The sequence below is a fragment of the Bartonella sp. MM73XJBT.G genome, from assembly GCF_028618435.1.
In the GTDB taxonomy this organism is placed as follows: domain Bacteria; phylum Pseudomonadota; class Alphaproteobacteria; order Rhizobiales; family Rhizobiaceae; genus Bartonella.
The window spans coordinates 1-26,205 of record NZ_JAQISW010000003.1; the positions used below are offsets into that span (position 1 = coordinate 1).

Here is a 26,205-nt window from a genome sequence, read left to right on the forward strand (position 1 = left end):
GAAGTCGCCATGCCAGAGCCAAATTCATACCCTAAAGATAACCCAACCTCACTGCGCAGTGACGTAAAGGGACGTACATCACCTCTCATGTCATTCGATAACTTGATTTCTTTTCCCTCAACCTGCAACCAAGTAAATTGTCCATAAGGCTGTAACCAACTGCTCTTGGACGTCTGAAGTCGATAACCTGCTTCAAAGGAGGTTCCCACCGCCCATTGCTTATAACTTCCTTCAATCCCTAAACCATTCGTGGAAACTGCCTTCAGCCTATTTTGATAATGATTGTATTTTAAAAGAGCATCCAAATACCATCCACTATGATCCACATACGTGACATAAGCCCCAATGCCATAACTATTGATACCGCTGGTACCACCCCGAGTATGTGCAACACGAGCATGATCATAACTGCCAAAACCACCTATATAAAACTCTCCATTTGCCCACTCGCTTAAGCCATTGATCCCTAACACAATCCCTGTCTGATCGAGCTTAAAATCTATATGCTCTGTCGCAATGCTCTCTTTTGCTTTAATTGCATAGCCCCATAAAGCCGTATTCCTTTTATTTTTATCTAGAATTCCTCTTCCCGCACGTACGCTTTGCATTTCATTGTGAAATATCATTGCTGGAGCTACAGACATAGACAATACTGCATCTGTAGAAGGCGTGGTTAAAAAATGAGAACCTGAAAGCCTCTCACTCAATTGTGGAGAAGGTTGTTTCTGATTACTTGGACGCAAAGTCATCTGATCTGCTAAAGACTGAGAAGAGACTGAAACAGCAGCCTGTGGTGTGTCAGAAGAAAGAGAATGTGGAGATGATGGAGGCAATACCACATGCGTCTGATTTTCTTGAGAAGAAGATATCGAAACACTAGAGACACTTTGTGCTTCTCTTAAATGACGTGGAGGCCGTTTCTGGGGTTGCTCTTTTTTAGGGGGACGACGACCAGCCTTTTTCCCTCCTGAAGAATCACCTTGTTTAGACTGTGTTCCCATATCAGCAGACAATGCAACAGGAACCTTCGCTTTCTTGTTGACACACTCTACTTCAGAATTAGTGCGTCCCGCACCTTCAGAGACTCGACTTAAATACCAAGTTGTGGAACTACCACTAGAATTAGCACATCTACCTCTCTTCTCCAAGTGATATAGATAGGTTCCACCATCAACAGCTGTAATGTCCTTTCCTGAAAGATCTGTCAGAGTAAAATTAGCTCCTCCATCTGGTCCTCTATCGGTAATTAATGGAAGCTCAGTAACAAAACTATTCCTTTGTGAGAGAGGACTTGTAATTTCACGACCAGAATCGGCAACATTTATTTTGTGATTACCAGCTCCCTCATCAATCAACAAGTAATCACTCGCATCCCATGTAGCACTAATATTGAATCGAAAATGCAAATTTCCTGAAAGTTTCTCAACATGAAGTGAAATATGTTGTGGATCATACGGAATAGAAGTAAAAATAACAGTTCCATCTTGTCCCCCTAAATCTTCAATTTTAATCTGAGGTTTTTCTCCTATATTCCGTTCACCAACCTCAAATATTGTTTCCTCAGGTCGTCCCTCTATAGGAATCTTTTTCTTATGAGTGTGGTTTGTCCTATCACCAGCAAACAAATAAAGTTCTCCATGATTATTGACCCTTACTTCTCCAACAACTTCTTGTGCATTAGCGTGGAGCCACGATTGGGCATAATCCATAATTGTTAAAGTATCTACAAACCCTCCAGGATATACTACCTGAGTAGCATGATCCTTCAAAGTAGTAGACAAAGATTCCCCTAGTGCTAATACATGCTGTCTACCATTTCCTGAGACCTCTGTAGTCATTGCTTTTCCCCCCTTTTTTCCTTCTCCCGCATAAAGATTTTGTTCTCCGTTATTTTCCACTTTCGTATTCCAAGCCCACGCCCCATCATATATATTCTGCTGTCCTACTGCCCCTCCACCACCAGTAACTGTGGTATTAGAAGCACTACTTCGTCTAACTACATCTGTAAGATCAAGATTCGCCTCTTCATGAACAAACTGCTGACCTCCAAGAATTTTAGCATCAAAAGCATTGCCTTCGCGCACAACTATCTGCATCCCCCCTTTTTTAATAGTGGATCCCACAGAAGTTGCTCCATTTTCAACAATCTCAACACCACCATCTCCGATTGTAACCTTATTGCTGACAGTACGACTAATTAGTGCTGAACCTTTTGGTACAGTTCCTCCAGATGTCATAGTTTCTAATCTTTCTAGCTCTTCACTCTTTTTCGCAATTGCACTTGCAGATTGTGCAAGACAACTACTGATCATCAATACTGAAAAACTTAACTTGTATTTATATCGCATTATCCACACTCCACTCTCAATTATTTAGACAAATATCCCGCGGCTACGCAGGTAGCTCGTTTTAGATTGTATCATAATGTGTTTTATTTATGTCTAAATGCAATTTTTTAGTGTATTTTTTTAATTTAAACAATTTTTAGTTGTGTGTATAAACCACTAAAAAACGCTAACTGAAAGCAGAAAAACTAAAAAATTTAAATTGTTTATTTGAATTAAAAGAATAATTTTCAGGTTTGTATTTGAAATTATGGATGAAAAAATGCCCGTGCCCTTTAACGGGATCACCACCCCTCACGTAAAAGAGAACGTCATTGGGATGCTCATGCGCTTGTTTGAAAGAAACATCTCTTAATATGCCAAGCCTATATTTTCCCGGCGCTGAGAATGAATAGCATAATTGCTAAAAATCCATTGAACACTATCATTTTTACACTATTGTAAAGAAAGTCGGCTCCATCACACACTTTACCAGCCCTTAAACATTGCGATAGTCCTTAGCACTTGAAGTGATTTATCAGAAGCATTTTTAGCCTTTTCTTGTACAATTTTGCTCCACACTGCTCTTCCCCGCCTTATGACGTGTAAGAAAGTGATTTTGATTGATCAAAATGGAGTAGATTTGGAATGGGAAAATCCTACAATATTCAAGACTCTCATTTAACATACAAAACAATGAACACTCTATAAATTAATACCTTTCCTTAAAAGAGAGTATAAAGGCGTCCTTACTGTTTGAAAAGGTCTCTATACTCTCAAAAAGACATCACAAAGCGTTATCTGTTTAAGCTTGTAAACTTAATCAGTTGTGTAAAGGTGTATTTAGAAACTATAGCGTAATCCTAAAATACCTTGAAGAGCATTTTTAATCTTATGTCCTTTTAGATAATATGCTTCCGCATAAAGCGTTAGGTTATCATTGACTGAACTGTTTAAACCTATTCCCAATTTACCCGCACTACCCGATAAGTCTGTGATAAATTTATGCTGGTTATTAATTATCGCGTGATTATTATTTATATTTTCACGCAACCAAACTGCCATTATATAAGCTGTTAATGAAGTTTCTGAATTCACAAAAAATTCATGTCCTGCCGTCAATCCAACTTCACTACGGAATGAGATCAATGGACTTAGATCACCGATCATTCCATTGGAAAGTTTTATTTTTTTACCTTCCACCTGTAAACCTGTTAACTTGATATAAGGCTGCATCCAAGTATTTTGAGCTGGTTCAAAATAACAACCAATCTCAAATGATCCACCTATCGCCCACTGGTTGTAATGACTTTGTATTGCTAAACCATTCGTTGAGATGGCTTTCAAATTATCTTGATAATAATTATATTTCAAAACACCATCCACATACCATCCACGATGATCAAAATAAGTTGCGTAAGTTCCAATGCTATAAGAGCTTAAATCACTCCTCCCCCCTCGTGCATGAGAAACACGTGCTTGATCATAACTGCCGAAGCCACCAATATATAACTCTCCATGCCTTAATTCATTCAACTGATCAGCACCAAAGACTAAACCTGTCTGTCCAAGCTTAAAGTGTGTGTGGCCTGTCGCAATACGTTCTCTGCTCTTAATTCCATAAGTCCATAGCTCAATATCTTTCCTATTTCTGTTCCAAATTTTTCTACCATTCCGTACAATTTGCAATTCATTGTTAAAAATAAGTCCAGGGACTACAGACAACGTTAATACTGCATCCGTAGAGGGAGTGGTTAATATTCCACCAGGAATGAATGGATTTGTAGGATCTGGAATAGAGTTTTCTGGTCCACTAAGGCGATCTGCCGATAAAAACCAAACTTTTCCATTTTCATCCTTTCTTTCTTTCAGTCCATACATATAAGTTCCACCATCAAGTGCGTTAATCTTTTCTCCTTTAAGATCTGTCAGCGTAAAATGTGCTCCACCACTTTGATCGGTAATTAAATCACGCTTATTTGAAAAAGGATCTGTGATTTCAACGCCAGAATCAGCAACACTTATCGTATGATTCCCTGCGCCTTTCTCAACGAAGAGATAATCTCCACGGTTTTGGGCAAGCGTGGTATTCAATGCAAAATGTAAATTTCCTGAAAGATTATTCACATGAAGCTGAGAATAATAGGGATCAGAACCCGTAAATGCAAAAATAACACTCCCCTCACCACTTAATTTTTGTATCAAAGAGCTTTTTCCATCAGACTCATCCGTGAGTAAATACAGTTTTGTCTCTTTTCCATTTAAAAGAATATCTTCTACTGTAGTGCGATGTTGTTCATTCCCAGCATAAAGATGAAGCTGCCCAGAATGATTTACTTGTGTCTTGCCTTCTAATGTCGCTCCAGCATGTACCCATGATTTTGTTTCATCATTCATTGTTAGATTTTTTACAGATCCACCCGTATATATTTCCTGCATAGCGCTCTCATTTAAAGTGACTCCAATGGCCTGACCGCCTTTTAAGATACGCTGTTTGCCACCAGAAAAAACTTCTGTATCAAATGCAAAACCACCATTCTTTGCATCTTCAGACTTTTTTCCAACCTCTTGGATGCCCCCTCGCATAACTTTTGTATTCCAAACTTTACCCCCGTCATATACTTTTTGTTGACCTAATGTTTCCTCTTGTCCATAAATGACTGTATGAGAGGCGCTACTCCCTTTAATCTCTCCTCCAACATCCCCCTCCCCGAAAACAAGCTGCTCCCCACCATAAATTTTAGTCCCCTCTACTTTTCCTCCATTTCCAACACTTTGCTGTCCGCCTTCTTTAACGACAGCATTTTTCGAAAATCCTTGTTTTCCTTTTAAAGCCTGAACATTCTCAATTCCACCATGTTCAATTTTACTATTCTCACTGAGGCCTCCTGCATATACATAAAGCTCCGCACCATTCTTTACTGTGTTATCGATAGACCGCCCTGGACTATCAATCTCACCATCATTTGAAATGTATGCTTTACCTTCATTATCAAGGACATAATTTTCAAGTCGTGCCCCATCTTTAATGAAGATAAGCTCAGGTTTTTTAAGAAACGCAGTATTTTGTGCTCGCGCATTATCTCCAACATAGTCGCGACGATTGCTATCAAGCCCCTTCTGGCTCGCAAATATTCTAGCACCCTTAACAAGAGTAAAATTGCTAGGCTTTTTAAAAAAGCCTAATTCATTGTGTCTTCTTACAATGAAATCATTCGATGCTCCAAGGATGCATCTTCCTGTTTTCATATCCTCATTATATTGATCGTGAAATAGTTGACCATTTTCATCACTTGAAGATTGACAAAAAAGCGGTATCCCCCCCTCATTTGCGGCAGCTACCTGTACAAAACAGCTGCTCAACAAGAGTGCCCAAAAATTGCGTTTCCATTTATATCGTGTAGCCATATCCTCCCCCCTCTTTACGCCTGCATAGACACCAAACGTAACTAGCTCTACAAAATATATTTTCAACCTCAGATTGTAATAATTCTTCTAAGTATCCTCATCATTTCACTCAAAGAACTATTCTTTATAATCTTTTCGATGTGTTTTTGATCGAGAATATAAGGAAATTCCTGGACTTCTTCAAAGTTTTTTCACCAAATAAAAAAGTAACACATCATAAACTATAATATAAAAAATGGTATACAATCTGTCATGAAAAGCGAGTCTGCACGCTCTGAAAAATTGTTTATGCTTTATTTGAGACTTTTAAAAACAATTATACATTTAAAAGATAACTATACTCTTATAATTAGAAATTATAGCGTATCCCTAAAATGCCCTGAAGGGATTGTTTTGTTTTACGCCCTTTAACATAATGGGCCTCACCATATAACTTCAACTGCTCACTCACAAAACTGCTTAAACCTATGCCTAATTTACCCCCATTACCGGATAAATCGGTGGTAAATGAATGGTGTTCATTAATCACCGTTTGATTATCATCTTTATTCTCACGCAACCATGCTGCTGTAATATACGCCTGTGAAGAAGTCGCCATGCCAGAGCCAAATTCATACCCTAAAGATAACCCAACCTCACTGCGCAGTGACGTAAAGGGACGTACATCACCTCTCATGTCATTCGATAACTTGATTTCTTTTCCCTCAACCTGCAACCAAGTAAATTGTCCATAAGGCTGTAACCAACTGCTCTTGGACGTCTGAAGTCGATAACCTGCTTCAAAGGAGGTTCCCACCGCCCATTGCTTATAACTTCCTTCAATCCCTAAACCATTCGTGGAAACTGCCTTCAGCCTATTTTGATAATGATTGTATTTTAAAAGAGCATCCAAATACCATCCACTATGATCCACATACGTGACATAAGCCCCAATGCCATAACTATTGATACCGCTGGTACCACCCCGAGTATGTGCAACACGAGCATGATCATAACTGCCAAAACCACCTATATAAAACTCTCCATTTGCCCACTCGCTTAAGCCATTGATCCCTAACACAATCCCTGTCTGATCGAGCTTAAAATCTATATGCTCTGTCGCAATGCTCTCTTTTGCTTTAATTGCATAGCCCCATAAAGCCGTATTCCTTTTATTTTTATCTAGAATTCCTCTTCCCGCACGTACGCTTTGCATTTCATTGTGAAATATCATTGCTGGAGCTACAGACATAGACAATACTGCATCTGTAGAAGGCGTGGTTAAAAACTGAGAACCTGAAAGCTTCTCACTCAATTGTGGAGAAGGTTGTTTCTGATTACTTGGACGCAAAGTCATCTGATCTGCTAAAGACTGAGAAGAGACTGAAACAGCAGCCTGTGGTGTGTCAGAAGAAAGAGAATGTGGAAGTGCTCCTTTAATCATTTGACTGCCCAGAGTTGAAACGATTGAAGAAACAGAAGTTGAGGATTTTTGACTCAATTTGTGGCGGTTTTCTTTTTGACGTGGCAATTTAATCGTATGCTCTTGTGTATTGGTCAGAGTTGAAAGAGAAGAAACCGGTTGATTTTGACTTAAATGCCGTGCAGATCGGCTTCTCCTCCGTTTCTCTCTTGGCGCACTATCCATGTAAACTGCGGTCAAATACCAAATTTTCCCCTCTTCATCCTCAATATTTTTGTGTTTTAAGCCATAGGTATAAGTTCCACCATCAACCATTCCAATTTTTGCACCAGAAAAACTTTGTAAGGTAAAAGATGCGCCTCCACTTTGATCCAAAATTAAATCAAGTTCTGTTGAAAAAGGATCTGCAATTTCAATACCAGAATCTACGACATTTATTGTGTGAGAACCACTCCCATTCTCAATAAAAAGGTAATCACCTTTTCCTTCTGCAAGACTGACATTAAAATCGAAATGGAGACTCCCCGAAAGATTATCAACATAAAGCTTGGAGTAATACAAATCATCTTCAGAAGAGGTAAAAATGACTTTTCCTACACCACTTAACTGCTTAATGTGTGTACTTTTGTCGTCAAATTCACGAGAAATGGAGTATAATTGAGCTTCTTCTCCATTTAGATTGATATTTTCTGCTTTAGTTTGTTGATGATCATCTCCAGCATAAAGGTGGAGTCCACCAAAATCCTGAACCGCTATTTCTCCTCCTAATATCGCACCAGCAAAGACCCATGAATTGGCTCTCTCTTCAATTGTCAGATTTTTTACAATGCTCTCAGCATGGACTTCTTGAGCACCACCAGTGCGTAAAATTACTGCATTTGCTTCACCCCCTGCTAATACCCTCTGTACACCACCCGCAAAAACCTCAGTCTTTATGGCTAAACCACCGGCTTTTTCTGCAAAGTTATCATCATCGGGAAACCATTTAGCAAGAGTTTGTATTCCTCCACTCATCACTTTTGTTCCCACTGCCATTCCATCATCATACACATTCTGCTGTCCGGGTGTGTCCCCTTGACCATAAATTATCGTATCATAGGCACTGCTTCCAACAATCCCACCGTTCTCGTAACTATCTCCCCAAATCAGCTGATCACCACCGTAAATTGTAGTCTGCAATGCTGTTCCTCCTCCTTCTACCTTTTGTTGCCCGCCATCGTAAATAATCGTAGAACTTGAAATTCCCTGTTCTCCAATAAGCTCAGATCCACCACGTTCAACTGTTGTATTTTCACTGAAACCACCTGTTTCAACATAAAGTGTTCCAGATCCTGCAACTGTAGCGTTCATGGATTGCTTAAGCGCACCTTGCTCTCCATCATCAGAGATATAAACTACCCTGTCATCATCAAGCAAAAAGCTTTGTAAAATGCCTCCTCCTTCACGAATACTGAAATTAATCACATCAGAATATGGATCAAAATTAATATTAACATCTTGTGACGGTGTGATATTTTCTTCTTTTTCAGGAAATTTCTCTATAGGAAATTCCGTATGAGATGAAGGAGTTACAGAAGTAGAAGTTGTTTCCAACGGCGCTAAATACCAAGTCTTTCCACCGTTATGATCTTTCGTTTTTAGAGCATACATATAGGCTCCACCATCAATTGTACTAGCCTTTTCACCAGAAAAATCTGTCAGAGTAAAATGCGCATTTCCGCTTTGTTCATGAATTAAATCAAGCTCTAAAACTAAATTCTGGTTTTGTAGAGAAGAATCGGCAATTTCAATGCCATAATCAATCACGCTTATTGTGTGATCTCCTTCCCCCTTTTTGATAAGGAGATAATCACCGCGCTGCTCCTCAAAATTAGTGTTCAATCTAAAATGTAAATTCCCTGAAAGATTACCGACCTCAAGTTTAGAGTAATGTGGATTCAATACTGTAGAAGTAAAAATAACACGTCCATTACCACTTAAGTTCTCAATTAAAGAACTTTCATTGTCCATATCAGAAGCGATAGCGTACAATTTTGTATCTCTGCCATTTAAAACAATTTTTTCGACTTCAGTACGAGATCGCTCAGCGCCAGCATAAAGATAAATTCGCCCAGAATCATGAATCATGGTGCTTCCCTCTAATGTTGCACCAGGATGTAACCATGATTGTGCTTGATTCTTAATGACTAAATCTTTTACATAACCCCCTAAATCTATTTTCTGAAAAGCATTCCCTTGTAAAAGAACACCAAGAGCTATTCCCCCCGCTAAAACGTGTTGCTCTCCACCAGAAAAGACCTCTGTATTAGATGCAAAACTGCTATAATCATCGAGATCTCCTTCTACATAAAGATTTTGTACCCCTCCTGCCTTAATCTTTGTATTAAAAACTTCTCCAGCATCGTACACATTCTGATATCCTCTCACCCCGTTTTTACCAGAAATGATAATGTCATAAGCGCTGCTTCTTACCATTTCCCCTTTGACATCAGAGCTTCCTGAAACAAACTGCTCACCACCGGAAATTTTAGCCCCTTCAGCTTTTCCCCCCTCCTCAACCTTTTGTTTTCCCCCTTTCTTGACGATACTATCTTGTGAAAGACCTTGCCTTTTAATAAGCTCAATCCCGCCTCTTTGAATTGTCGTATACAAACTAAAACCACCGTTATAAACAGAGAGCGTTCCACCATCTTTAACTGTATTACTAATTGAAGTTTCTCCATTGCTCTCAACTTTTTCGCTGCTCATGTCAAAGCTAGGATCCGTAATCGTAACAATCATTCCCTTTTCAATAGTCAATTCTGTAAGTTCATCCGGTAATGAAGAAGTAGATGACTGTAAGCTAAAATCAGAAAACAAAGAGGTATTTGTCTTATCAAGAGCATAATTCGCATCTAAATACCAAGTTTTACCAGTGCCTTTATTGTTTCTATGTTTCAAATGATATCTATAGGTTCCGGCATCAATCGTTTCGATTTTTTCACCAAAAATGTTTGTCAGAGTAAAATGAGCATTTCCACTGTGATCAGAAATTAATTTAAGCTTTTTGTGAGAAGAATTTATAATTTCACGTCCAGAATCAGCCATGCTTATTGTGTGAGAACCAGAGCTCCTTTCTTTAATGACAAGATAATCGTTAAGGTTCTTGGCAAAGTTAACATTAAAATCGAAATGGAAAGAACCTGAAAGATCATCAATATTAAGCTCAGAGTAATGCTTATGAGCCCCTAAAGAGGTAAAAATAACTCTTCCATTTCCTTTTAAATTCTGGATATTAACCTGAGGTTTTTTGCTATTATCTTCAGAAGCAATAATGTAGAGTTTGGTATCTTCTCCGTTTAAATTAAGATTTTCTACTTCCGTAACAGCTTCACCATTTCCAGCATAAAGATAGAGGCTGCCAAAATCATGAATATTTATATTCTTATCTAATATTGCACCAGCAAAAACCCACGATCGTGCTTGATGATTAATTGTTAAATCATCCGCGTATCCAGCATCATATATCTTCTGAATCGCTCTATCGTATAAAGTAACTTCGCTCGCATTCCCTCCTGCAAAAATATTCTGCGCCCCATTTTTAAAAAGTTTGGTATTTAGTGCAAAAGCTCCCTCATTGATTGTAAAGCCTTCATCCTCTGTATCGACTGCATCAGAATCTTCTGAAAAGCTGTTATTAAAATTCTCTTGACCATCAAGATTTTGAACACCCCCTTTCATAACCCTTGTGTCAACAGCTATCCCCCCACTATAGACACTTTGTAGTCCTGGCATTCCATCTGCTGCATAAATTTCAGCGCCATAAGCACTACTTTCCTTATCTTTACGCAACAAGCCATCTCCAAGGACTCCCTTACCCACAATAATCTGCTCACCTCCATGGATTTTAGTCCCTTCAGCATTTGCACCACTTTCAATAATTTGTTGCCCCCCTTTTTTAACAAAAGCATATTCGGAAGTACTTAAGCTTTGGACAAACTCAATCCCACCATGCTCAATTGTTGTATCCCGACTAACACTGGCCGCATCAATGTAGAGTTTCCCCCCCTCTCGAACCGTATTATTGATAGAATAGCCTGCATCTTCATAGCTAAAGCTATTTATTTTAGATCTTTCAGAGTCACGATTGGTAATATAGATCGTAGCATCATCGCTTATTATTGAACTTGTAAGGACTTCAAAAAACAGATTTTCTTCCCCCTTCCTTTCCTCCTCTGAAAGCTTACTTTCTTCTATTGTCTTTTGATGCACTATCATTTTTGCCCCCCCTGTCTTTTCTTTTAATCCCCTCACTTTTGATAATAATTTTCTTGTCTCTTCTAGATGTTCATTGATAGCTACTGGTGTTAATAGCTTTTCTTTTAATGTCGCTACGCCATCTGCATTTGCAATCTTGATAAAAAAACTACTGGTCATTAACGCATAAAAACTTAATTTCAATTTGCGTTGCATTATCCACACTCCATCATTCCAAATTTTAATCCCCCCATTTAGAAAAAAGTGCATAGACCAAAACAACATTCTGTAATGGCTCAACCTTCTATTTTTTTTAAGATAATCAAGCATTCGATGATTAAGCTCTGACAGATAAAATGTACACAATGTGTTTTAAAATGTATGCACAACCAAAAGATTTATTTTTAAAGCATACACTTTAAAAGTGTTGTAATTATATTCATAAAAAAAATTTTAATATTTTTAAAACACTAAACACTAATTCTGTGAATAAGATTGATCCTCAATAGATAAAAATGGCCTTAAATTTTAAAGGAAATAGCACTGTGAATGAAGAAAGCCTTTATGAGACCGTATTTTTATTTCTCAGCATTTAAAATAGTTTCTTTATTTTATTCAATGTTGATAATCAAAAATACTTATTGATGTCCATCCGTCCGTCAGCATTGTTCAAATATATTAAGAAACATCATAATATCGACTCGACACTGATTTGAAATTTTTATAATTATAGTTGGTTAATTCATATTTGATTTGTCATATATTGAAAGGGACATTCTATTCATGTCTATAAACTTAGAAATGCAAGGTACAAACAACAGAAATTCCCCTCGTCGCATTTTGTTTGCAAGCCTTATTGGCCCAACAATTGAATTCTTTGATTTCTATGTCTTTGCCACTGCTGCAGCGCTCATATTTCCTCATGTATTTTTTCCAACACAAAATGATCAGGTTGCCATTTTACAATCTTTCCTGATCTTTGGAGCAGCCTTTTTTTCTCGGCCCTTTGGATCAATTGTCTTTGGACATTTTGGAGATAAAGTTGGAAGAAAAGCGACACTTATTGCCTCTCTTCTCACAATGGGCCTTTCAACCGTAATTATTGGTTTTCTTCCTACATATGAAACCGCTGGATGGTTTGCCCCCTTCCTCTTAACCTTGTGCCGTATTGGACAAGGAATGGGATTAGGAGGAGAATGGGGAGGAGCTGTTTTGCTTGCAACAGAAAATGCCCCTCCAGAAAAGCGAGGCTGGTACGCAATGTTTCCCCAATTAGGCGTTCCTATCGGTTTGTTTTTATCCATTGCTGTTTATTTAGGTCTGTTATACTTTCTCGATCATGATGCACTTGTCGCTTGGGGATGGCGCATCCCTTTCATTGCTTCAATTGTTTTTATGATTATAGGATTATGGGTTCGTCTTTCAATCAATGAAACTGTTCAATTCAAAAAAAATCTTGAAAATAAAGAACGTGTCAAAGTTCCTATCGTCGATGTCTTTTTAAAATGTCCACGAATCTTATTTCTTGGAATATTTTCCGGTATGGGAACATTTGTTTTGTTTTACTTGGTTACTGCATATTTATTAAGCTATTCAACAAACCATCTTCAGTTGTCATATTATCAAGCTCTTCAAGTCGAAATTGTCGGTGCTATTTTCTGTGGAATTTTTACGATCATTACTGGAAAACTCGCTGATCGTATTAGACGGAGAACTTTGATGATTTGGGTTACAATCATCACCGGTATCTATTCTTTTGCAATTCCTTATTTCTTAAATTCTGGAGTTTTAGGAGTCCTTGCAATGTCTGTCATTGGTTTATCTATCATGGGAATGATATACAGTCCTCTTGGTGCTGTTTTGGCTTCACCATACCCAACAGCCATTCGATACACAGGTTCTTCCATTACTTTTAACTTATCTGGTATCGTAGGAGCCTCTCTTGCACCTTACATTGCGGAATATTTGGTGCAACATTTTGATACGTCTTATATCGGCTATTATCTGCTTTTTGCTTCTTTTGTTTCACTGATTTGCTTTGTCGGATTTACAGATGATGAAATATCCAACTAAAATGTAATAACAAAAAATAAAATAAAGACTGGCAAAAAAAATGCTGCCAGTCTCATCTTTAAAGATATAGGTTGCGGTATACTCCACCACAATATTCCCGCAAACAATGCACTTAAAAAGAAAAATAAAAAATCCGCAACATTGCTCATATCAGTAACAGCAAACATTCCTGATAGAATATGCGTTGTTCCTAACCACGAAACGCAAAAAAAAGCCAACATCACAGCCCATAAAACAAGCAAAATTCGATCAATAATCATCATTATGCCGTTTCATTTTTTTTATTATAGACCATATCTTTAGCATGCCTAAAAGAAAAATCACAACAAAAACCCAACGCCCTCCCCCTGATCCTTCCGCAATAAAAAGTGTTGGATTTACGATTCCTACCAATCCTATAAAAAACAGAATAAAAGATACGAGACGCATTAAATCTGTTTTTCCCAACGACAATCTTTGCTCTGTTGCCAATATGTTAAATTATGGTTTTCCATTTTATATTTTTTCCACTGTGCTCGAGCAAGATTCAACTGCTCATCATTTTTACCATCAAATAACACAACAAGACGTTGATAAGCATCAATATCCAAACAAACAGCTCCCTCTATGAGAAAACGAATCTTTGAATCATTGGGATTTTCTTGTCCTGTCGTTAAAAATACAGGCTGAAAGTTTGAATATTGATCACACTCAGTTCCATGTCCAATAAATGATTCATCTGCATAAACCCATAAATGCATATCTATAGAATCGCATTGTTCTTTACTCACACATTGTATGGTTACCTTACCAAAACGGACCAACGCCCGCTCCACAAGCGTTGGTAAAATATCTTTTAGCGTTGACTGCGTCAAATGATAGAATAAAATATCCAACCTCTTAAACCCTCATCACTCTTTAATAAATAACGCTAACACCTTTTTTAGAGAAACTTCTATATCCCTTATATAAAAGAAAACGGTTCAAGATATAAACTTCTTTTTCGATTGAGGCGCATTATCTTTTTTCTTGTGACTTTAAAAGACTCCTTTAAAGATAATTTTTTTATTTTCAAGGTTAATAAAAAAATAAGCTATTCTTTGGAATCTTTGTAGACTATCGCGGAAAATAAAATATAATGTGTGAAAAAAATAAAGGGAATTTAACGAGCAATTTTGTATTATTTTTTGCTAAAAATGTCCAATCTCTGAAAGGGTGTTTTTTAATTTTATTACATTTTAACCGAAAACGGTAAAAGTATGTGCTATCGAATTAAAGACTGAGGGTGTTTCCCAATTTATGTGTATTATTGAGTTCTACATCCTAAAACGTGTCTTTGTTTTGTTTAGTTCTGTCATGATTGCAGCAGTAGGCGTTAGTTGGACGGTGCAAATTCTTGCACGGATAAACTTTCTCACAACAAGTAAACAAACATTCCTTACAGTCTTGCAATTTTCACTCTCATTGGTTCCTTCTGTTATTTTTCTTGTCATTCCATTTGCATTAGTAATCGCAGTTACAACTATCCTTTCAGCAATGAATCAAGACTCAGAACTTGCTGTCATCAATGCCTCTGGTTTTCCTAGAAGTACTGTTTGGAAACCTATTCTCCTTCTTGCTATTGTTGCGTCATGTATCTCCTTTTCTATTGCTAATTTTGTTGTTCCTCAAGCGCGTCTTCATATGCGACAAATGCTAGCGAGTGCTCATTTTGATCTTATTAATCTGTTCATTAGTGAAGGAAGCTTTCAAAAACTTGCCAATAACCTTTACATAGAAATTGGGGAACGGAATCCAAATGGAACACTTGAACGTCTTTTTATTGCCGACCAGCGTGACCCTAAAATGGATCTTTTTTATTATGCAACAAAAGCCTCCATTATAAACAATCAAAATGGTCGTTTTTTAATCCTCAATAACGGTGAAATAGAAAGGGTCAATCATCAAAATAATAGCGTTTCAATCGTTCAATTTAGCGCATATACTTTTAGTCTAGGAGAATTTATTCCCAGTGATAAAAAACCTACTCTTTATCCAAAAGATCGGTCTCTTTCTTATTTACAAAACCCTGACCCAAAGGATCCCTACTATCAACGAAAACCACTCCAATATAAAGCTGAGTTTCACCGCCGACTAACGCAATGGCTCTATCCAATCGTTTTTTCACTTATTGCATTAGCAGCAACAGGAAATGTACACTCTCATCGACAAGCACGCTATTTAGCAAATTTCTTAGCGATTGCTTTTTCTTTTCTGGTCTATTGGATAGGGTATTTTTTCGCCGAAAAAGCGAAAAATGATCTTGCATATATCCCTTTCCTTTATATTACGCCCATAGGAACAAGTATATTTGTCTTTTTTATGCTTTTAACGAATCATAAAATTGGACTTCCTGCAAAATTTAACGAGGTATTTCAAATCATTTTTCAAAAAGTAGTGAACAAATTTAAACATCGAAAATCTCAAGATTCTCCGGATGAAATATCATGATTGGATGGACACTTGGACGCTATTTTTTTATACGTTACCTTAAAATAACGTGTTATTTTTGCGGGGGTATTTTGGTCCTTGCTCTTTTAATCGATTTCACAGAAAACTCTGGGAGGCTACCTTCCCTTCCACATTATACAGCAAAAGATGCATTGCTCCTCTCTGTTTTACGGATTCCTTTTATTATGCAACAACTTATCCCTTTTATTGCACTCTTTTCTGCAATGGCAACGCTTATCTCGCTTAACAAAAAACTTGAGCTTGTGGTTACGCGCTCAATCGGTGTTTCTGCATGGCAATTTCTTATGCCTGCTTGTTTGGGCGCTTTTCTTTTAGGATTATTATCAATTTTTCTCATTAATCCATTTGCTGCATGGGGGTTTTCTCAAGCAGAAAAAATGATGACTGAATGGCGTAATAATAATAATAATAATATCCTAACATCTCTTCATAATACCCGTATCCACTGGTTAACACAGCGTACAGATTTAGGCAGAACAACCATTGGTGCTAAATTTATTACTGATCAAGGACCTTCTCTTCTCGATGCAACCTTTGTACAATACAAAGATGACGCAACAGTCAAAAACTGGATTAACACCCCAAAAGCAACCTTAACCAATGGTGCTTGGTTCTTAACAAATGGCACAATCTATAAAATAGGACATCCTCCTGAAAAATTTACCGAGTTGAAAATAAAGACTAATCTAAAACCTGAATTTTTAACGGAACGTTTAGTGAATCCCGCAACTATTCCATTTTACCAATTACCTAAAAAAATTATGATCGCACGTTCATTTGGTTATTCTGCTAATAATTTTGATATGTATTTACAATCTTTGATTGCCTTACCAGCATTGCTTGTGGCAATGACTCTCATTGCAGCAACTGTCTCTTTAAATTTTACGCGTTTTGGGCAATCTAGAACGTTGATTCTTGGTGGTGTAATCGCTGGATTTATGCTTTATGTTATTTCTGTACTCGTTCAAGCTTTTGGTAATGCTGGATATATTCCGCCAATTATTGCCGCTTGGACACCTGTTGTTATTGCATTATTCTTGGGAATCTCTTTTTTACTTCATAAAGAGGACGGCTAAGTGAAAGCATTAACGTGTAAGAAACTCATTTTAATAAAATTAAGTGCTCTCGCTTTTAGAAGTGTTATGGCGGTTATTTTAGGGGGGGCGTTGCCTTATTGTGCACACGCTCAAAACCTTATGTCTCCTGCTCAAAGTCGCATTCAAAACTTAGAGCGTCCTCTTTTGCTCTCTGCGGATGAACTCATCTATAATCGTGATGAAAACACTGTTTCTGCACAAGGGAATGTCCAAGTTGAATTTGATGGCAATAAAGTTGTCGCTCAAAAAATTATATACAACCAAAAGACAGGACGGCTTATAGCACAAGGAAACGTTGAAATTACTCAAAAAGATGGAAATAAAATTTATTCTAATCAAATTGATATGACCAAAGATCTTGGCGAGGGCTTTGTAAACGCCTTACGGATTGACACAGCCAACAATGTGCACTTTTCCGCTCAAAATGCTACACGCCAAAACAATCAGGTAACAATCTTTGAAAATGCATCCTATACAGCCTGTGAACCTTGCTCTTATAAACCAGATAGAGAGGTCCTGTGGAAAATTAAAGCAAGAAAGATTATATGGAATAATAGCGTTAAAAAAATTCGGTTTGAAAATAGCAGTTTTGAAGTTTTTGGTTTACCAATTATAAAATTTCCAAATTTTGAACTCTATGATCCAACTGTCAAGCGTGCTAGCGGTCTGCTTACACCTCACTTTTTCTATACTGATTATCTTGGTATGGGAATAAAGAATTCTTATTTCTGGAATCTCGCTCCCCATTATGATTTCACGCTTTCTTCTACGGTTTATACTCAACAAGGGCTTTTAACCGAAGGGGAATGGCGTCAACGTTTAAAAATGGGCAGTTATAACATTCGCTTTGCTCATATATATCAAATGAAACCACATAGATTTGACAATGATACGATTGATTCGCAGCATAAAAACCGTTATATGCTTGCGACAAAGGGCGACTTTCGTATTAATTCAAACTGGACTTATGGATGGGATCTTCTTGCACAATCCGATCGGCATTTTAGTCGTGCCTATAAACTTGAAAACTATAGCAATCCCACACAACTTTCTCAGATCTATCTGAATGGTCTTGCAGGAAAAAACTATTTTGACATGCGTTTTTATCATTTTAAAATTCAAGACTCGATATTGAATGATCCTCATTATGAACGTCACTCTCAGCAAGCATGGGTTCTACCACGCATCGATTATTCTTTTACACCAGATGAGCCCATTTATAATGGAGAGCTTACCTTCCATAGCAATATACAATCAATTTACCGGCGTCATGAGGACTTCGGTTCACCCGACTGGAACAAAAATCCTCTCAATACTGTACGACTTTCCGGTATGGCTGGAAATAGTTTGCGTTTAACAAATGAGCTTCAGTGGAAAAAGCGCTTTAACACACACAACGGACTCATATTAACCCCCCTTCTCTCTCTACGGGCCGATATCCTTACAATCAATGGACAAGAAAATCATGCTGCTTCTGGAGAAAACAATGCCTTATCTACAATTCGTGGTATGGCAACAGCAGGATTAGAAGCACGCTATCCCTTCCTCATTACAGCAGCTCATTCTACACATATTATAGAACCGACCGCCCAAATTTTTATACGCAATAATGAACAATATATCGGACAACTTCCTAATGAAGATGCACAAAGCTTTGTTTTTGATGCAACCACTCTCTTTCAACGAGATAAATTTTCTGGTTATGATCGTGTAGAAGGCGGGACAAGAGCCAATATAGGTTTAAGATATTCTGGAAGCTTTAATAATAATTGGTCTCTTTATGGCCTTATTGGACAATCCTTTCATCTGGCTGGAAAGAATTCTTTTGCAGAAAAAGACCTTATTAATGTCGGTATTCATTCTAGCTTAGAGGCAAAACGTTCAGACTATGTTGCAATGTTTGGTGCAACCCATACGAATGGTTTTTCTTTAGAAACGCGCGGACGCTTTGACAAAAAAACAGGAAAAATCCGTCGTAGTGAAATTGAAGCATCACAAAAGTGGAAAAATTTTTGGGCTTCTGTACAATATGCTTATATCGCAAGCCAACCGAATTACGAATATCCACAAGAGCGTCAAGAAATTTCTTTTCAAACAGGCTTTAAGCTGGCAGATTATTGGTCCATTAATAGCAATGCCGGTTATGATCTCGTATCTGGCACATTTATAAAACGAGGAATTAGCTTGAATTATGCCGATGAATGTTTCGGAGTCACCTTCGGTTATCAACAGGTAGTGAATCCGGGAAGAAAAAAACCTTTGCAGAACTTTAATTTCTCTCTTTCATTGCGTACAATCGCAGATATCGGAAAAAAGATAGATTCAAATTTATAAAGAGAATGTATAGCTGATTTAACTTATTATTGTTTTTATGAAAGAAAACGTATAGTTTAAGTTATTGATGGAAATTAATAAACAATGCGAAAGCTTATTTACATGAATAAATTGAAAAAGCGTGTTCTTGCTTTATTTTGTATTACGTCTTTGAGCGTAAGCAGTCTGCTTATAAATGAATTTTTGATTCCGACAGCCTTTGCGCAGACGACTATTGTTGTTACAGTTAATGGTAATCCTATCACAAATTATGATATACAAAGGCGTGTTGCATTTCTCAGACTGCAACAAAAGCAAGGAAATTTGATAGCACAAGCTAAAAAAGAGCTGATCGACGAAGAGCTAAAAAATATTGAAATAAAACGCCGTAATGTTGAGGTCAGCAATGATGAGATTGATAGAGCTTTTGAGAACTTTGCAACGCAAAATAATATGACAATTGATCAGCTCAACCAGATTCTGATCCAAAACGATATTACTGTGCAACATTTCAAAGATTACATCCGTGGACAAATAGGGTGGGGGCGTCTTGTTAGCGCACGCTATCAAGCTCAAATGGGGATGATTAGCGAACAAGAAGCTGTACGCAGAATATTAAAAAATGGTGGTGTTAAACCTTCAACAAACGAATATACATTACAGCGCATTATTTTTGTTATTCCAGCACATCGTCGCTCAGAAATCTTTGAAAGACGTCAAAGAGAAGCAAGCAATTTCCGCGCACATTTCCGTGGATGTGCAAATTCTCACAATCAAGCAAAGGGTATTTTAGATGTTACAATCCGCAACTTAGGAAAGTTTCTGGAACCTCAACTTCCCAGTGCATGGGAGCAAGCTATTCTTGCAACACCTGCTGGAAAAATGACAAAATTACAAGAAACATCTGATGGAATCGAAGCAATTGCTGTTTGCAAAATAAAAAGGGTTTCTGATGATTATGTCGCTCGGCTGATATTTTCTCTTCAAGATAATAAAAACAGAAGCCCGAAAAAACTTGAAGAATTAAGCGAAAAATATTTAGAAGAATTGCGGCACATCGCACGTATTCAATAATGACTGCTCTTGTTGTTAGTGGTGGTGATCCTGCCGGAATTGGTCCTGAAATAGCTCTAAAAGCTTGGGATTTGCGTATTACCCGCCATGTCCCAGCTTTTGTGCTTATCGCTGATCCAGATGTTATTCGTTCGCGCGCTCGTTTTTTACAGATGAATGTTGAGGTTGAATCTGTTTTAAACACCAATCCTGTCAAAAATTTTCAAAATGCTCTCCCTATTATACCCTTAAAAAATAAACAAAGTCATCAATTAGGTTTTTCTTCTGCAAATAATGCCGCTGGAATCATTGAGTCTATTGAGCGCGCTGTTCAATTGATTCAAAGTGGACATGCTTCTGCATTGGTTACTTGTCCTATTGCCAAAAAGAATCTTTACGATGCCGGTTTTCAATTTCCAGGACATACAGAATTTTTAGCCGATTTAGCCCATAAAGCTTTTCATAAATCTTATCATCCCGTTATGATGTTAGCAGGACCTCGATTAAAAACGGTCCCAATAACTGTTCATACTCCACTTAAAGATGTTCCTTCACAGCTGACGCGTCATTTAATCATTCAAACGGCCTTCATTACTGAATGTGACTTAAAAACACGATTTAAAATAACATTACCTCGGCTTGCTATCGCTGGTCTTAATCCTCACGCTGGAGAAGAAGGTACAATGGGAAAAGAAGAGTTTGAAATTATCACGCCTGCTCTTGAATATCTTAAAAAGAAAGGACTTAATATTACAGGTCCGCTTCCTGCCGATACAATGTTTCATGAATGCGCAAGAAAAACATATGATGTTGCTCTTTGCATGTATCATGATCAAGCTCTTATCCCTATTAAAACATTAGATTTTGATACCACCGTTAATGTCACCTTAGGGCTACCTTTCATTCGTACGTCTCCAGATCACGGAACTGCTTTTGATATTGCTGATAAAGGGATAGCTTCTCCTGAAAGCTTTATTGCTGCTCTCAAACTTGCAAATCAACTTGCAAAAAATAATTCGATACCATGCCAATAGATAATCTCCCTCCTCTGCGTGAGGTCATTAATACATATGGATTACAAGCCCATAAGTCTTTGGGGCAAAATTTCCTTTTTGATCTGAATTTAACAACTAAAATTGCTCATCAAGCAGGAAATATAGAAGGAAAACCTGTTCTTGAAATTGGTCCTGGTCCTGGAGGGCTCACGCGTGCTTTGCTAGCAAAGGGCGCGATTGTAACAGCAATAGAGCGTGATGAGCGCTGCATACCAGCTCTCTTAGAAATAGAAAAACATTATCCGAACAAATTAAAAGTTATTTGTAATGATGCACTAAAACAAGATTTCTCAAAACTCTTTGAAAAATCTCTAGAAAAACCATGCATTATTGCCAATCTTCCTTATAACATTGGAACACAACTCTTACTAAATTGGCTGTTAGTGGAACCATGGCCTCCTTTTTATGAATCAATGACATTAATGTTTCAACGTGAAGTTGCCAAACGAATTACGGCCAAACCTCAATCTTCTCATTATGGACGTCTTAGTGTCTTAACTGGCTGGCGTACTACAGCTAAAATTGCTTTTGATGTACCTCCTCAAGCCTTCATACCAGCGCCGAAAGTAATTTCTTCCGTTGTTCATATCATTCCGCGGCCTCAACCTCTTGTTTGCTCTGCACAAAAACTAAGCTTTGTCACAAAAACTGCTTTTGGACAAAGACGAAAAATGCTTCGTCAAAATCTTAGAACTCTGGGAGGTGAAATGCTTTTAAAAAAAGCAGGTATTGATGGAACACGCCGCGCTGAAACACTTTCAATTTCTGAATTTATAACTTTAGCGCATCTCGTACCCTAAAAAATGCACCTTTCATTAGGCTATTTTTTAATAAAGGCGTTTATCAATCTTTTCAGCAATAAGCTCATCAATAAAAGGGCCAAGAAAAGTACAGCGCTCACGTTTTACTGTTTCGGCTAAATAAATCGATTTAATAAGCGATAAAGATTGATCTAAATCCTCATTAATCACCACATAATCGTAAGAACGCCAGTGCTGTAGTTCTGTTCGTGCATTCTCTAATCGTAAATTTATGATATCTTGACTATCTTCTGCACGACGATGTAAACGCGAAACAAGCTCTTTCATTGATGGTGGGAGAATAAAAACAGACACAGTATCCCCTCGCATCTTTTGTTGCAACTGCGCGGTGCCTTGATAGTCAATATCAAATAACATATCACGACCAACACTCAATGCATTTTCAACAGTTTCAAGTAACGTGCCGTAATAATTCCCATGAACTTCTGCCCATTCAATCAATTCATCTCTATCACGTTTATATTCAAACTCTTCCTTTGAAATAAAGTGGTAGTGGAGTCCATCTACTTCACTGGGACGTTTTTTCCTTGTGGTTACACTGACAGAAAGCTCTAATCGTTCATCTTTTAAAAGCAACCGAGAAATTGTTGATTTACCAGCACCTGAAGGTGAAGAGAGAATAAATAAGAAACCACGGCGTTGATTTGTTTTTATCGTATTCAATTCACTTTCAAAGGCTATCATTACATCACTCTGCTTTGTTTATAAATTTTTCTTCAAAATCTGAACGGTACATTATCTCAACCTTTTCTCTAATCAATTATTTTTTTAGCAGTTCTCCACGCTATTTTGCACTTTCATTGAGAGAATTTATCATAAAATATATTAATTTCTTTCTTAAATATTTTGTATCTATACGCTAATTCCAATTTTAACACACAGGAAAATGATTTTTCATCATTCTTATTCAAAGTTTAAGGTAAAAAAATCTTACTTTATTTTGAACTCTTATTTACGATGTAAAAAGATGTGGTATGATTGTAAATCAATGTCTTGCCTTTAATTCTCGCCACTTGCGAACATTCATATTATGTTCTTCTAAGGTGCGAGAGAAAACATGCCCTCCTGAACCATCAGCAACAAAATAAAGCGCATCACTGCTTGGTGGATGTGCTACCGCCTTCAATGAATCGCGACCTGGATTGGCAATAGCGGTTGGAGGCAAACCATTAATTTTATAAGTATTATAGGGTGTTTCCTTCTCAAGATCTGAACGGTAAATTGCACGACCCGATGGCTTTCCTTTTCCTCCAAAGAGACCATAAATGACCGTTGGATCCGATTGAAGACGCATGTGCTTTGCAAGGCGGTTATAAAATACTGCAGCAACCATTGGTCTCTCTGCTGCAACTCCGGTTTCTTTCTCAACAATTGAAGCCAATATAACAAATTCATCAATTGATTTAATAGGTAAATCAGGTGAACGCGTAGCCCATATCGCATGAATTAATTTCTTCTGTCCTTCGCGCAATCTGTTTATAATTTCTTTCCGCGTTGTTCCCCGAATAAAACGAACAGTATCGGTCATTAAATAGCCCTCTGGAGGCAAAACTTTTGGAAGGTCTCCAATCAAAATTTCATTTGCCGCTAATCGATCGAAAACTTGCTGAACCGTTAAACCTTCTGGTACTGTAAATGTATACTCAATGGATTTTCCTTTCACAAGAATATCCATAATATCGTGCATGGAAGCATGGGCTGGAATTAAATATTCACCAGCCTTTAGGTGACTTGTATTTTTGTGATAACCAACCCCATAAACAAAAATATCTGATGATCGAATAAAACCACGTTTTTCTAACAATGAAGCAATTTCACGAATTCCTGTTCCCGGATGGATAAGAAGAACTTGTCCTTCCTCAATTTTTCCCTTTTCTTCAAAAATACTTTTTCCGATATAAAGAGGAATACTTATGCCGAAAAGAATAACCACAATCAGCATGAGGAAAAAATGACCAAGAATAACCAAAGGATTACGGACGGTAGACGATTTCTTTTGTTTACTATGTATTAACATACCACAACTATCTGCTCAACGATTTGAAGAGGGATCGTTCTCGTCCTTTAATGATGTTCCATTTTTCACATCGGACATAATCCCTCAATAGCGATTAAGGACAATATTATAATTTCCCATACACCTTATAATAAAGGTTAAAATTCAAAAGCAGAAATTAAATGAAAATACTCATTATCCCCTAAAACGTCGCATCACCAACGATGCATTTGTCCCGCCAAATCCAAAAGAATTGGAAAGAATCGTATCAATCTTTCGTTCACGTGGTTTGTGCGGAACAAGATCGATTTTTGTTTCAATCGATGGATTGTCAAGATTAAGCGTCGCTGGTGCTATATTATCTCGTATGGCTAAAACACAAAAAATAGCCTCAGCAGCACCAGCTGCACCAAGCAAATGCCCAATAGAAGATTTCGTTGATGACATAGAAACTTGTGGGGCATAATTCCCTAAAACACGTTCAACAGCCGCTAGCTCTATGGAATCAGCCATCGTTGATGTACCATGGGCGTTAATATAATCAAGTTCACTCACATTCACTTGTGCTCGCTTAAGAGCGGCCATCATACTCCGCTGAGCCCCCTCACCACTTTCTGAAGGCGCTGTAATGTGGTAAGCGTCACCCGATAAACCATAACCGATAACCTCAGCATAAATACGCGCTCCTCGTTTTTTAGCATGTTCCAGCTCTTCTAAAACAACAACTGCCGCTCCCTCCCCCATCACAAAACCATCACGATCAGCATCATACGGACGTGAAGCCCGTTCAGGTTCATCATTGCGACAAGTAGAAAGAGCTCTACAAGCAGAAAAACCTGCAAGAGATATCCGATTTATCGGAGATTCGGTCCCCCCTGCCACCATGACATCTGCATCACCGAACATAATCAAACGCGCTGCATCACCGATCGCATGAGCCCCTGTCGAACAAGCTGTCACAACCGAATGATTAGGTCCCCGTAAACCATATTGAATAGACACATAACCAGAAGCAAGATTAATCAAACGACCTGGAATAAAAAAGGGAGAAACACGGCGCGGTCCTTTATCACGAAGCGTATAACCTGCTTCAACAATGCCCTCAATCCCTCCAATTCCCGAACCAATTAATACTCCTGTACAAATCTGGTCTTCATCACTCTTAGGAAACCATTCAGCATCTGTAAGTGCTTGGTTAGCAGCAGCCATTGCATAAATAATAAATGCATCAACTTTTCTTTGCTCTTTAGGTTCCATATATAAATCAGCATTATAGGTCCCCTCTGTTCCATCGCCTAAGGGGATACGCGCTGCAATCTGGCATGGCAAATCGGACACATCAAATTCAGTAATACGCCGAACACCACTTCTCCCTTCAAGAAGCCGTTTCCAACTATATTCAATATTACCAGCCAGCGGCGATACCAATCCTAAACCAGTAACAACAACACGTCTCATAACTTCTAACCTTGGACTAAACTTCAGCTCTCAAAGCTCTCTCTTCAAAAGAACTCCGAAGAATACAGGCAAAAGCAATAAATGCCTTTGCCCTTTAATCATCATGCAGAAGCTTTATCAATGAACTTGACTGCATCACCAACTGTGAAAATCGTTTCAGCAGCTTCATCTGGAATTTCTACACCAAATTCTTCTTCAAAAGCCATAACGAGCTCAACCGTATCAAGGCTATCAGCTCCTAGATCATCGATAAAGCTTGCATTTTCTACGACTTTATCAGCATTAACCCCAAGATGTTCCACAATAATTTTCTTAACGCGCTCTACTGTATCACTCATGTTGAAATCCTCGAATTTATATTTTCCTATAATTTGGTTAACTATATCGGCTCATCTAATCAAGCAATAGATGTATTCCTTTAAAAGATTTTAGCAATGATTTAAAACATCCTGTGGATATCCCCTACAAAATGGACCAGT

At 37.8% G+C, this 26,205-nt stretch carries 16 protein-coding genes and 1 pseudogene; 7 read left to right on the forward strand and 10 right to left on the reverse strand.

Features of this window, described 5'->3' with window-relative positions:
• The 3 genes from bafA (PVV59_RS02485) to bafA (PVV59_RS02495) all read right to left on the reverse strand — a co-directional run.
• On the reverse strand, positions 1-2,348 hold a 2,348-nt coding region (gene bafA, locus PVV59_RS02485), incomplete at its 3' end, for a BafA family autotransporter (RefSeq protein ID WP_273754356.1).
• Between the two features lie 819 nt (positions 2,349-3,167).
• The gene (gene bafA, locus PVV59_RS02490) at positions 3,168-5,732 is read right to left on the reverse strand and encodes a BafA family autotransporter (protein ID WP_273754357.1); all 2,565 of its coding nucleotides are present in this window, start codon (positions 5,730-5,732) and stop codon (positions 3,168-3,170) included.
• A 349-nt stretch (positions 5,733-6,081) separates the two neighbouring features.
• Complete coding sequence (bafA, locus tag PVV59_RS02495) at positions 6,082-11,586, reverse strand: BafA family autotransporter (protein ID WP_273754358.1); 5,505 nt, start codon at positions 11,584-11,586, stop codon at positions 6,082-6,084.
• A gap of 567 nt (positions 11,587-12,153) precedes the next feature.
• On the opposite strand from bafA (PVV59_RS02495), the gene PVV59_RS02500 reads away from it, so the two are divergent.
• A complete protein-coding gene (locus PVV59_RS02500; protein WP_273754360.1) occupies positions 12,154-13,443 on the forward strand; it encodes an MFS transporter in 1,290 nt (429 codons plus the stop codon).
• Here PVV59_RS02500 and PVV59_RS02505 read toward each other — a convergent pair.
• Genes PVV59_RS02505 through PVV59_RS02515 form a run of 3 tightly spaced genes read right to left on the reverse strand, consistent with a single transcriptional unit; the run spans position 13,440 to position 14,318 of the window.
• A complete protein-coding gene (locus tag PVV59_RS02505) occupies positions 13,440-13,703 on the reverse strand; it encodes a hypothetical protein (RefSeq protein WP_273754517.1) in 264 nt (87 codons plus the stop codon). The genes PVV59_RS02500 and PVV59_RS02505 overlap by 4 nt on opposite strands.
• Complete coding sequence (locus PVV59_RS02510) at positions 13,693-13,872, reverse strand: hypothetical protein (RefSeq protein WP_273754361.1); 180 nt, start codon at positions 13,870-13,872, stop codon at positions 13,693-13,695. Before PVV59_RS02510 ends, PVV59_RS02505 begins: the two co-directional genes overlap by 11 nt.
• The gene (locus tag PVV59_RS02515; protein ID WP_273754362.1) at positions 13,872-14,318 is read right to left on the reverse strand and encodes a DNA polymerase III subunit chi; all 447 of its coding nucleotides are present in this window, start codon (positions 14,316-14,318) and stop codon (positions 13,872-13,874) included. Before PVV59_RS02515 ends, PVV59_RS02510 begins: the two co-directional genes overlap by 1 nt.
• Before the next feature lie 403 nt (positions 14,319-14,721).
• Between PVV59_RS02515 and lptF the strand changes: the two genes are divergently transcribed.
• The 6 genes from lptF (at position 14,722) to rsmA (ending at position 22,251) form a co-directional block, all read left to right on the forward strand.
• Positions 14,722-15,912, forward strand: coding sequence for an LPS export ABC transporter permease LptF (gene lptF, locus PVV59_RS02520; protein WP_273754363.1), 1,191 nt, complete (start codon positions 14,722-14,724; stop codon positions 15,910-15,912).
• The gene (gene lptG, locus PVV59_RS02525) at positions 15,909-17,009 is read left to right on the forward strand and encodes an LPS export ABC transporter permease LptG (protein ID WP_273754364.1); all 1,101 of its coding nucleotides are present in this window, start codon (positions 15,909-15,911) and stop codon (positions 17,007-17,009) included. Before lptF ends, lptG begins: the two co-directional genes overlap by 4 nt.
• Positions 17,010-19,364 carry an LPS-assembly protein LptD gene (locus tag PVV59_RS02530; RefSeq protein ID WP_273754365.1) on the forward strand — a complete coding sequence of 785 codons (2,355 nt, stop codon included), beginning with the start codon at positions 17,010-17,012 and terminating at the stop codon, positions 19,362-19,364.
• A gap of 102 nt (positions 19,365-19,466) precedes the next feature.
• On the forward strand, positions 19,467-20,417 hold the full coding sequence (locus tag PVV59_RS02535; protein WP_273754366.1) for a peptidylprolyl isomerase: 951 nt from the start codon (positions 19,467-19,469) through the stop codon (positions 20,415-20,417).
• Complete coding sequence (gene pdxA, locus PVV59_RS02540) at positions 20,417-21,430, forward strand: 4-hydroxythreonine-4-phosphate dehydrogenase PdxA (protein WP_273754367.1); 1,014 nt, start codon at positions 20,417-20,419, stop codon at positions 21,428-21,430. Before PVV59_RS02535 ends, pdxA begins: the two co-directional genes overlap by 1 nt.
• Positions 21,421-22,251: a 16S rRNA (adenine(1518)-N(6)/adenine(1519)-N(6))-dimethyltransferase RsmA gene (rsmA, locus tag PVV59_RS02545; RefSeq protein WP_273754368.1), complete on the forward strand. Its 831-nt coding sequence runs from the start codon at positions 21,421-21,423 to the stop codon at positions 22,249-22,251. The genes pdxA and rsmA overlap by 10 nt, the downstream gene beginning before the upstream one ends.
• A gap of 27 nt (positions 22,252-22,278) precedes the next feature.
• Here the strand turns inward: rsmA and gmk are convergent, their stop codons facing one another.
• The 4 genes and pseudogenes from gmk to PVV59_RS02565 form a co-directional block, all read right to left on the reverse strand.
• The gene (gene gmk, locus PVV59_RS02550; protein WP_273754369.1) at positions 22,279-22,956 is read right to left on the reverse strand and encodes a guanylate kinase; all 678 of its coding nucleotides are present in this window, start codon (positions 22,954-22,956) and stop codon (positions 22,279-22,281) included.
• A 301-nt stretch (positions 22,957-23,257) separates the two neighbouring features.
• Positions 23,258-24,367, reverse strand: a pseudogene (gene mltG / locus PVV59_RS02555) (endolytic transglycosylase MltG).
• Positions 24,368-24,463: 96 nt separating this feature from the next.
• Entirely contained in the window at positions 24,464-25,726 is a 1,263-nt protein-coding gene (gene fabF / locus PVV59_RS02560) for a beta-ketoacyl-ACP synthase II (protein WP_273754373.1), read from the reverse strand.
• Positions 25,727-25,827: 101 nt separating this feature from the next.
• Positions 25,828-26,064, reverse strand: a complete 237-nt coding sequence (locus tag PVV59_RS02565) for an acyl carrier protein (protein ID WP_004860281.1) — start codon at positions 26,062-26,064, stop codon at positions 25,828-25,830.
• Positions 26,065-26,205: the final 141 nt, after the last annotated feature.

Excerpts from the sequence above, each read along its gene's own strand:
- rsmA (WP_273754368.1), top strand. The coding sequence starts at position 21,421 with ATGCCAATAGATAATCTCCCTCCTCTGCGTGAGGTCATTAATACATAT.
- bafA (WP_273754357.1), bottom strand. The coding sequence starts at position 5,732 with ATGGCTACACGATATAAATGGAAACGCAATTTTTGGGCACTCTTGTTG.
- bafA (WP_273754358.1), bottom strand. The coding sequence starts at position 11,586 with ATGCAACGCAAATTGAAATTAAGTTTTTATGCGTTAATGACCAGTAGT.
- PVV59_RS02500 (WP_273754360.1), top strand. The coding sequence starts at position 12,154 with ATGTCTATAAACTTAGAAATGCAAGGTACAAACAACAGAAATTCCCCT.
- lptF (WP_273754363.1), top strand. The coding sequence starts at position 14,722 with ATGTGTATTATTGAGTTCTACATCCTAAAACGTGTCTTTGTTTTGTTT.
- gmk (WP_273754369.1), bottom strand. The coding sequence starts at position 22,956 with ATGATAGCCTTTGAAAGTGAATTGAATACGATAAAAACAAATCAACGC.
- pdxA (WP_273754367.1), top strand. The coding sequence starts at position 20,417 with ATGACTGCTCTTGTTGTTAGTGGTGGTGATCCTGCCGGAATTGGTCCT.
- PVV59_RS02535 (WP_273754366.1), top strand. The coding sequence starts at position 19,467 with ATGAATAAATTGAAAAAGCGTGTTCTTGCTTTATTTTGTATTACGTCT.
- lptG (WP_273754364.1), top strand. The coding sequence starts at position 15,909 with ATGATTGGATGGACACTTGGACGCTATTTTTTTATACGTTACCTTAAA.
- fabF (WP_273754373.1), bottom strand. The coding sequence starts at position 25,726 with ATGAGACGTGTTGTTGTTACTGGTTTAGGATTGGTATCGCCGCTGGCT.
- PVV59_RS02505 (WP_273754517.1), bottom strand. The coding sequence starts at position 13,703 with ATGATTATTGATCGAATTTTGCTTGTTTTATGGGCTGTGATGTTGGCT.
- PVV59_RS02565 (WP_004860281.1), bottom strand. The coding sequence starts at position 26,064 with ATGAGTGATACAGTAGAGCGCGTTAAGAAAATTATTGTGGAACATCTT.
- PVV59_RS02510 (WP_273754361.1), bottom strand. The coding sequence starts at position 13,872 with ATGCGTCTCGTATCTTTTATTCTGTTTTTTATAGGATTGGTAGGAATC.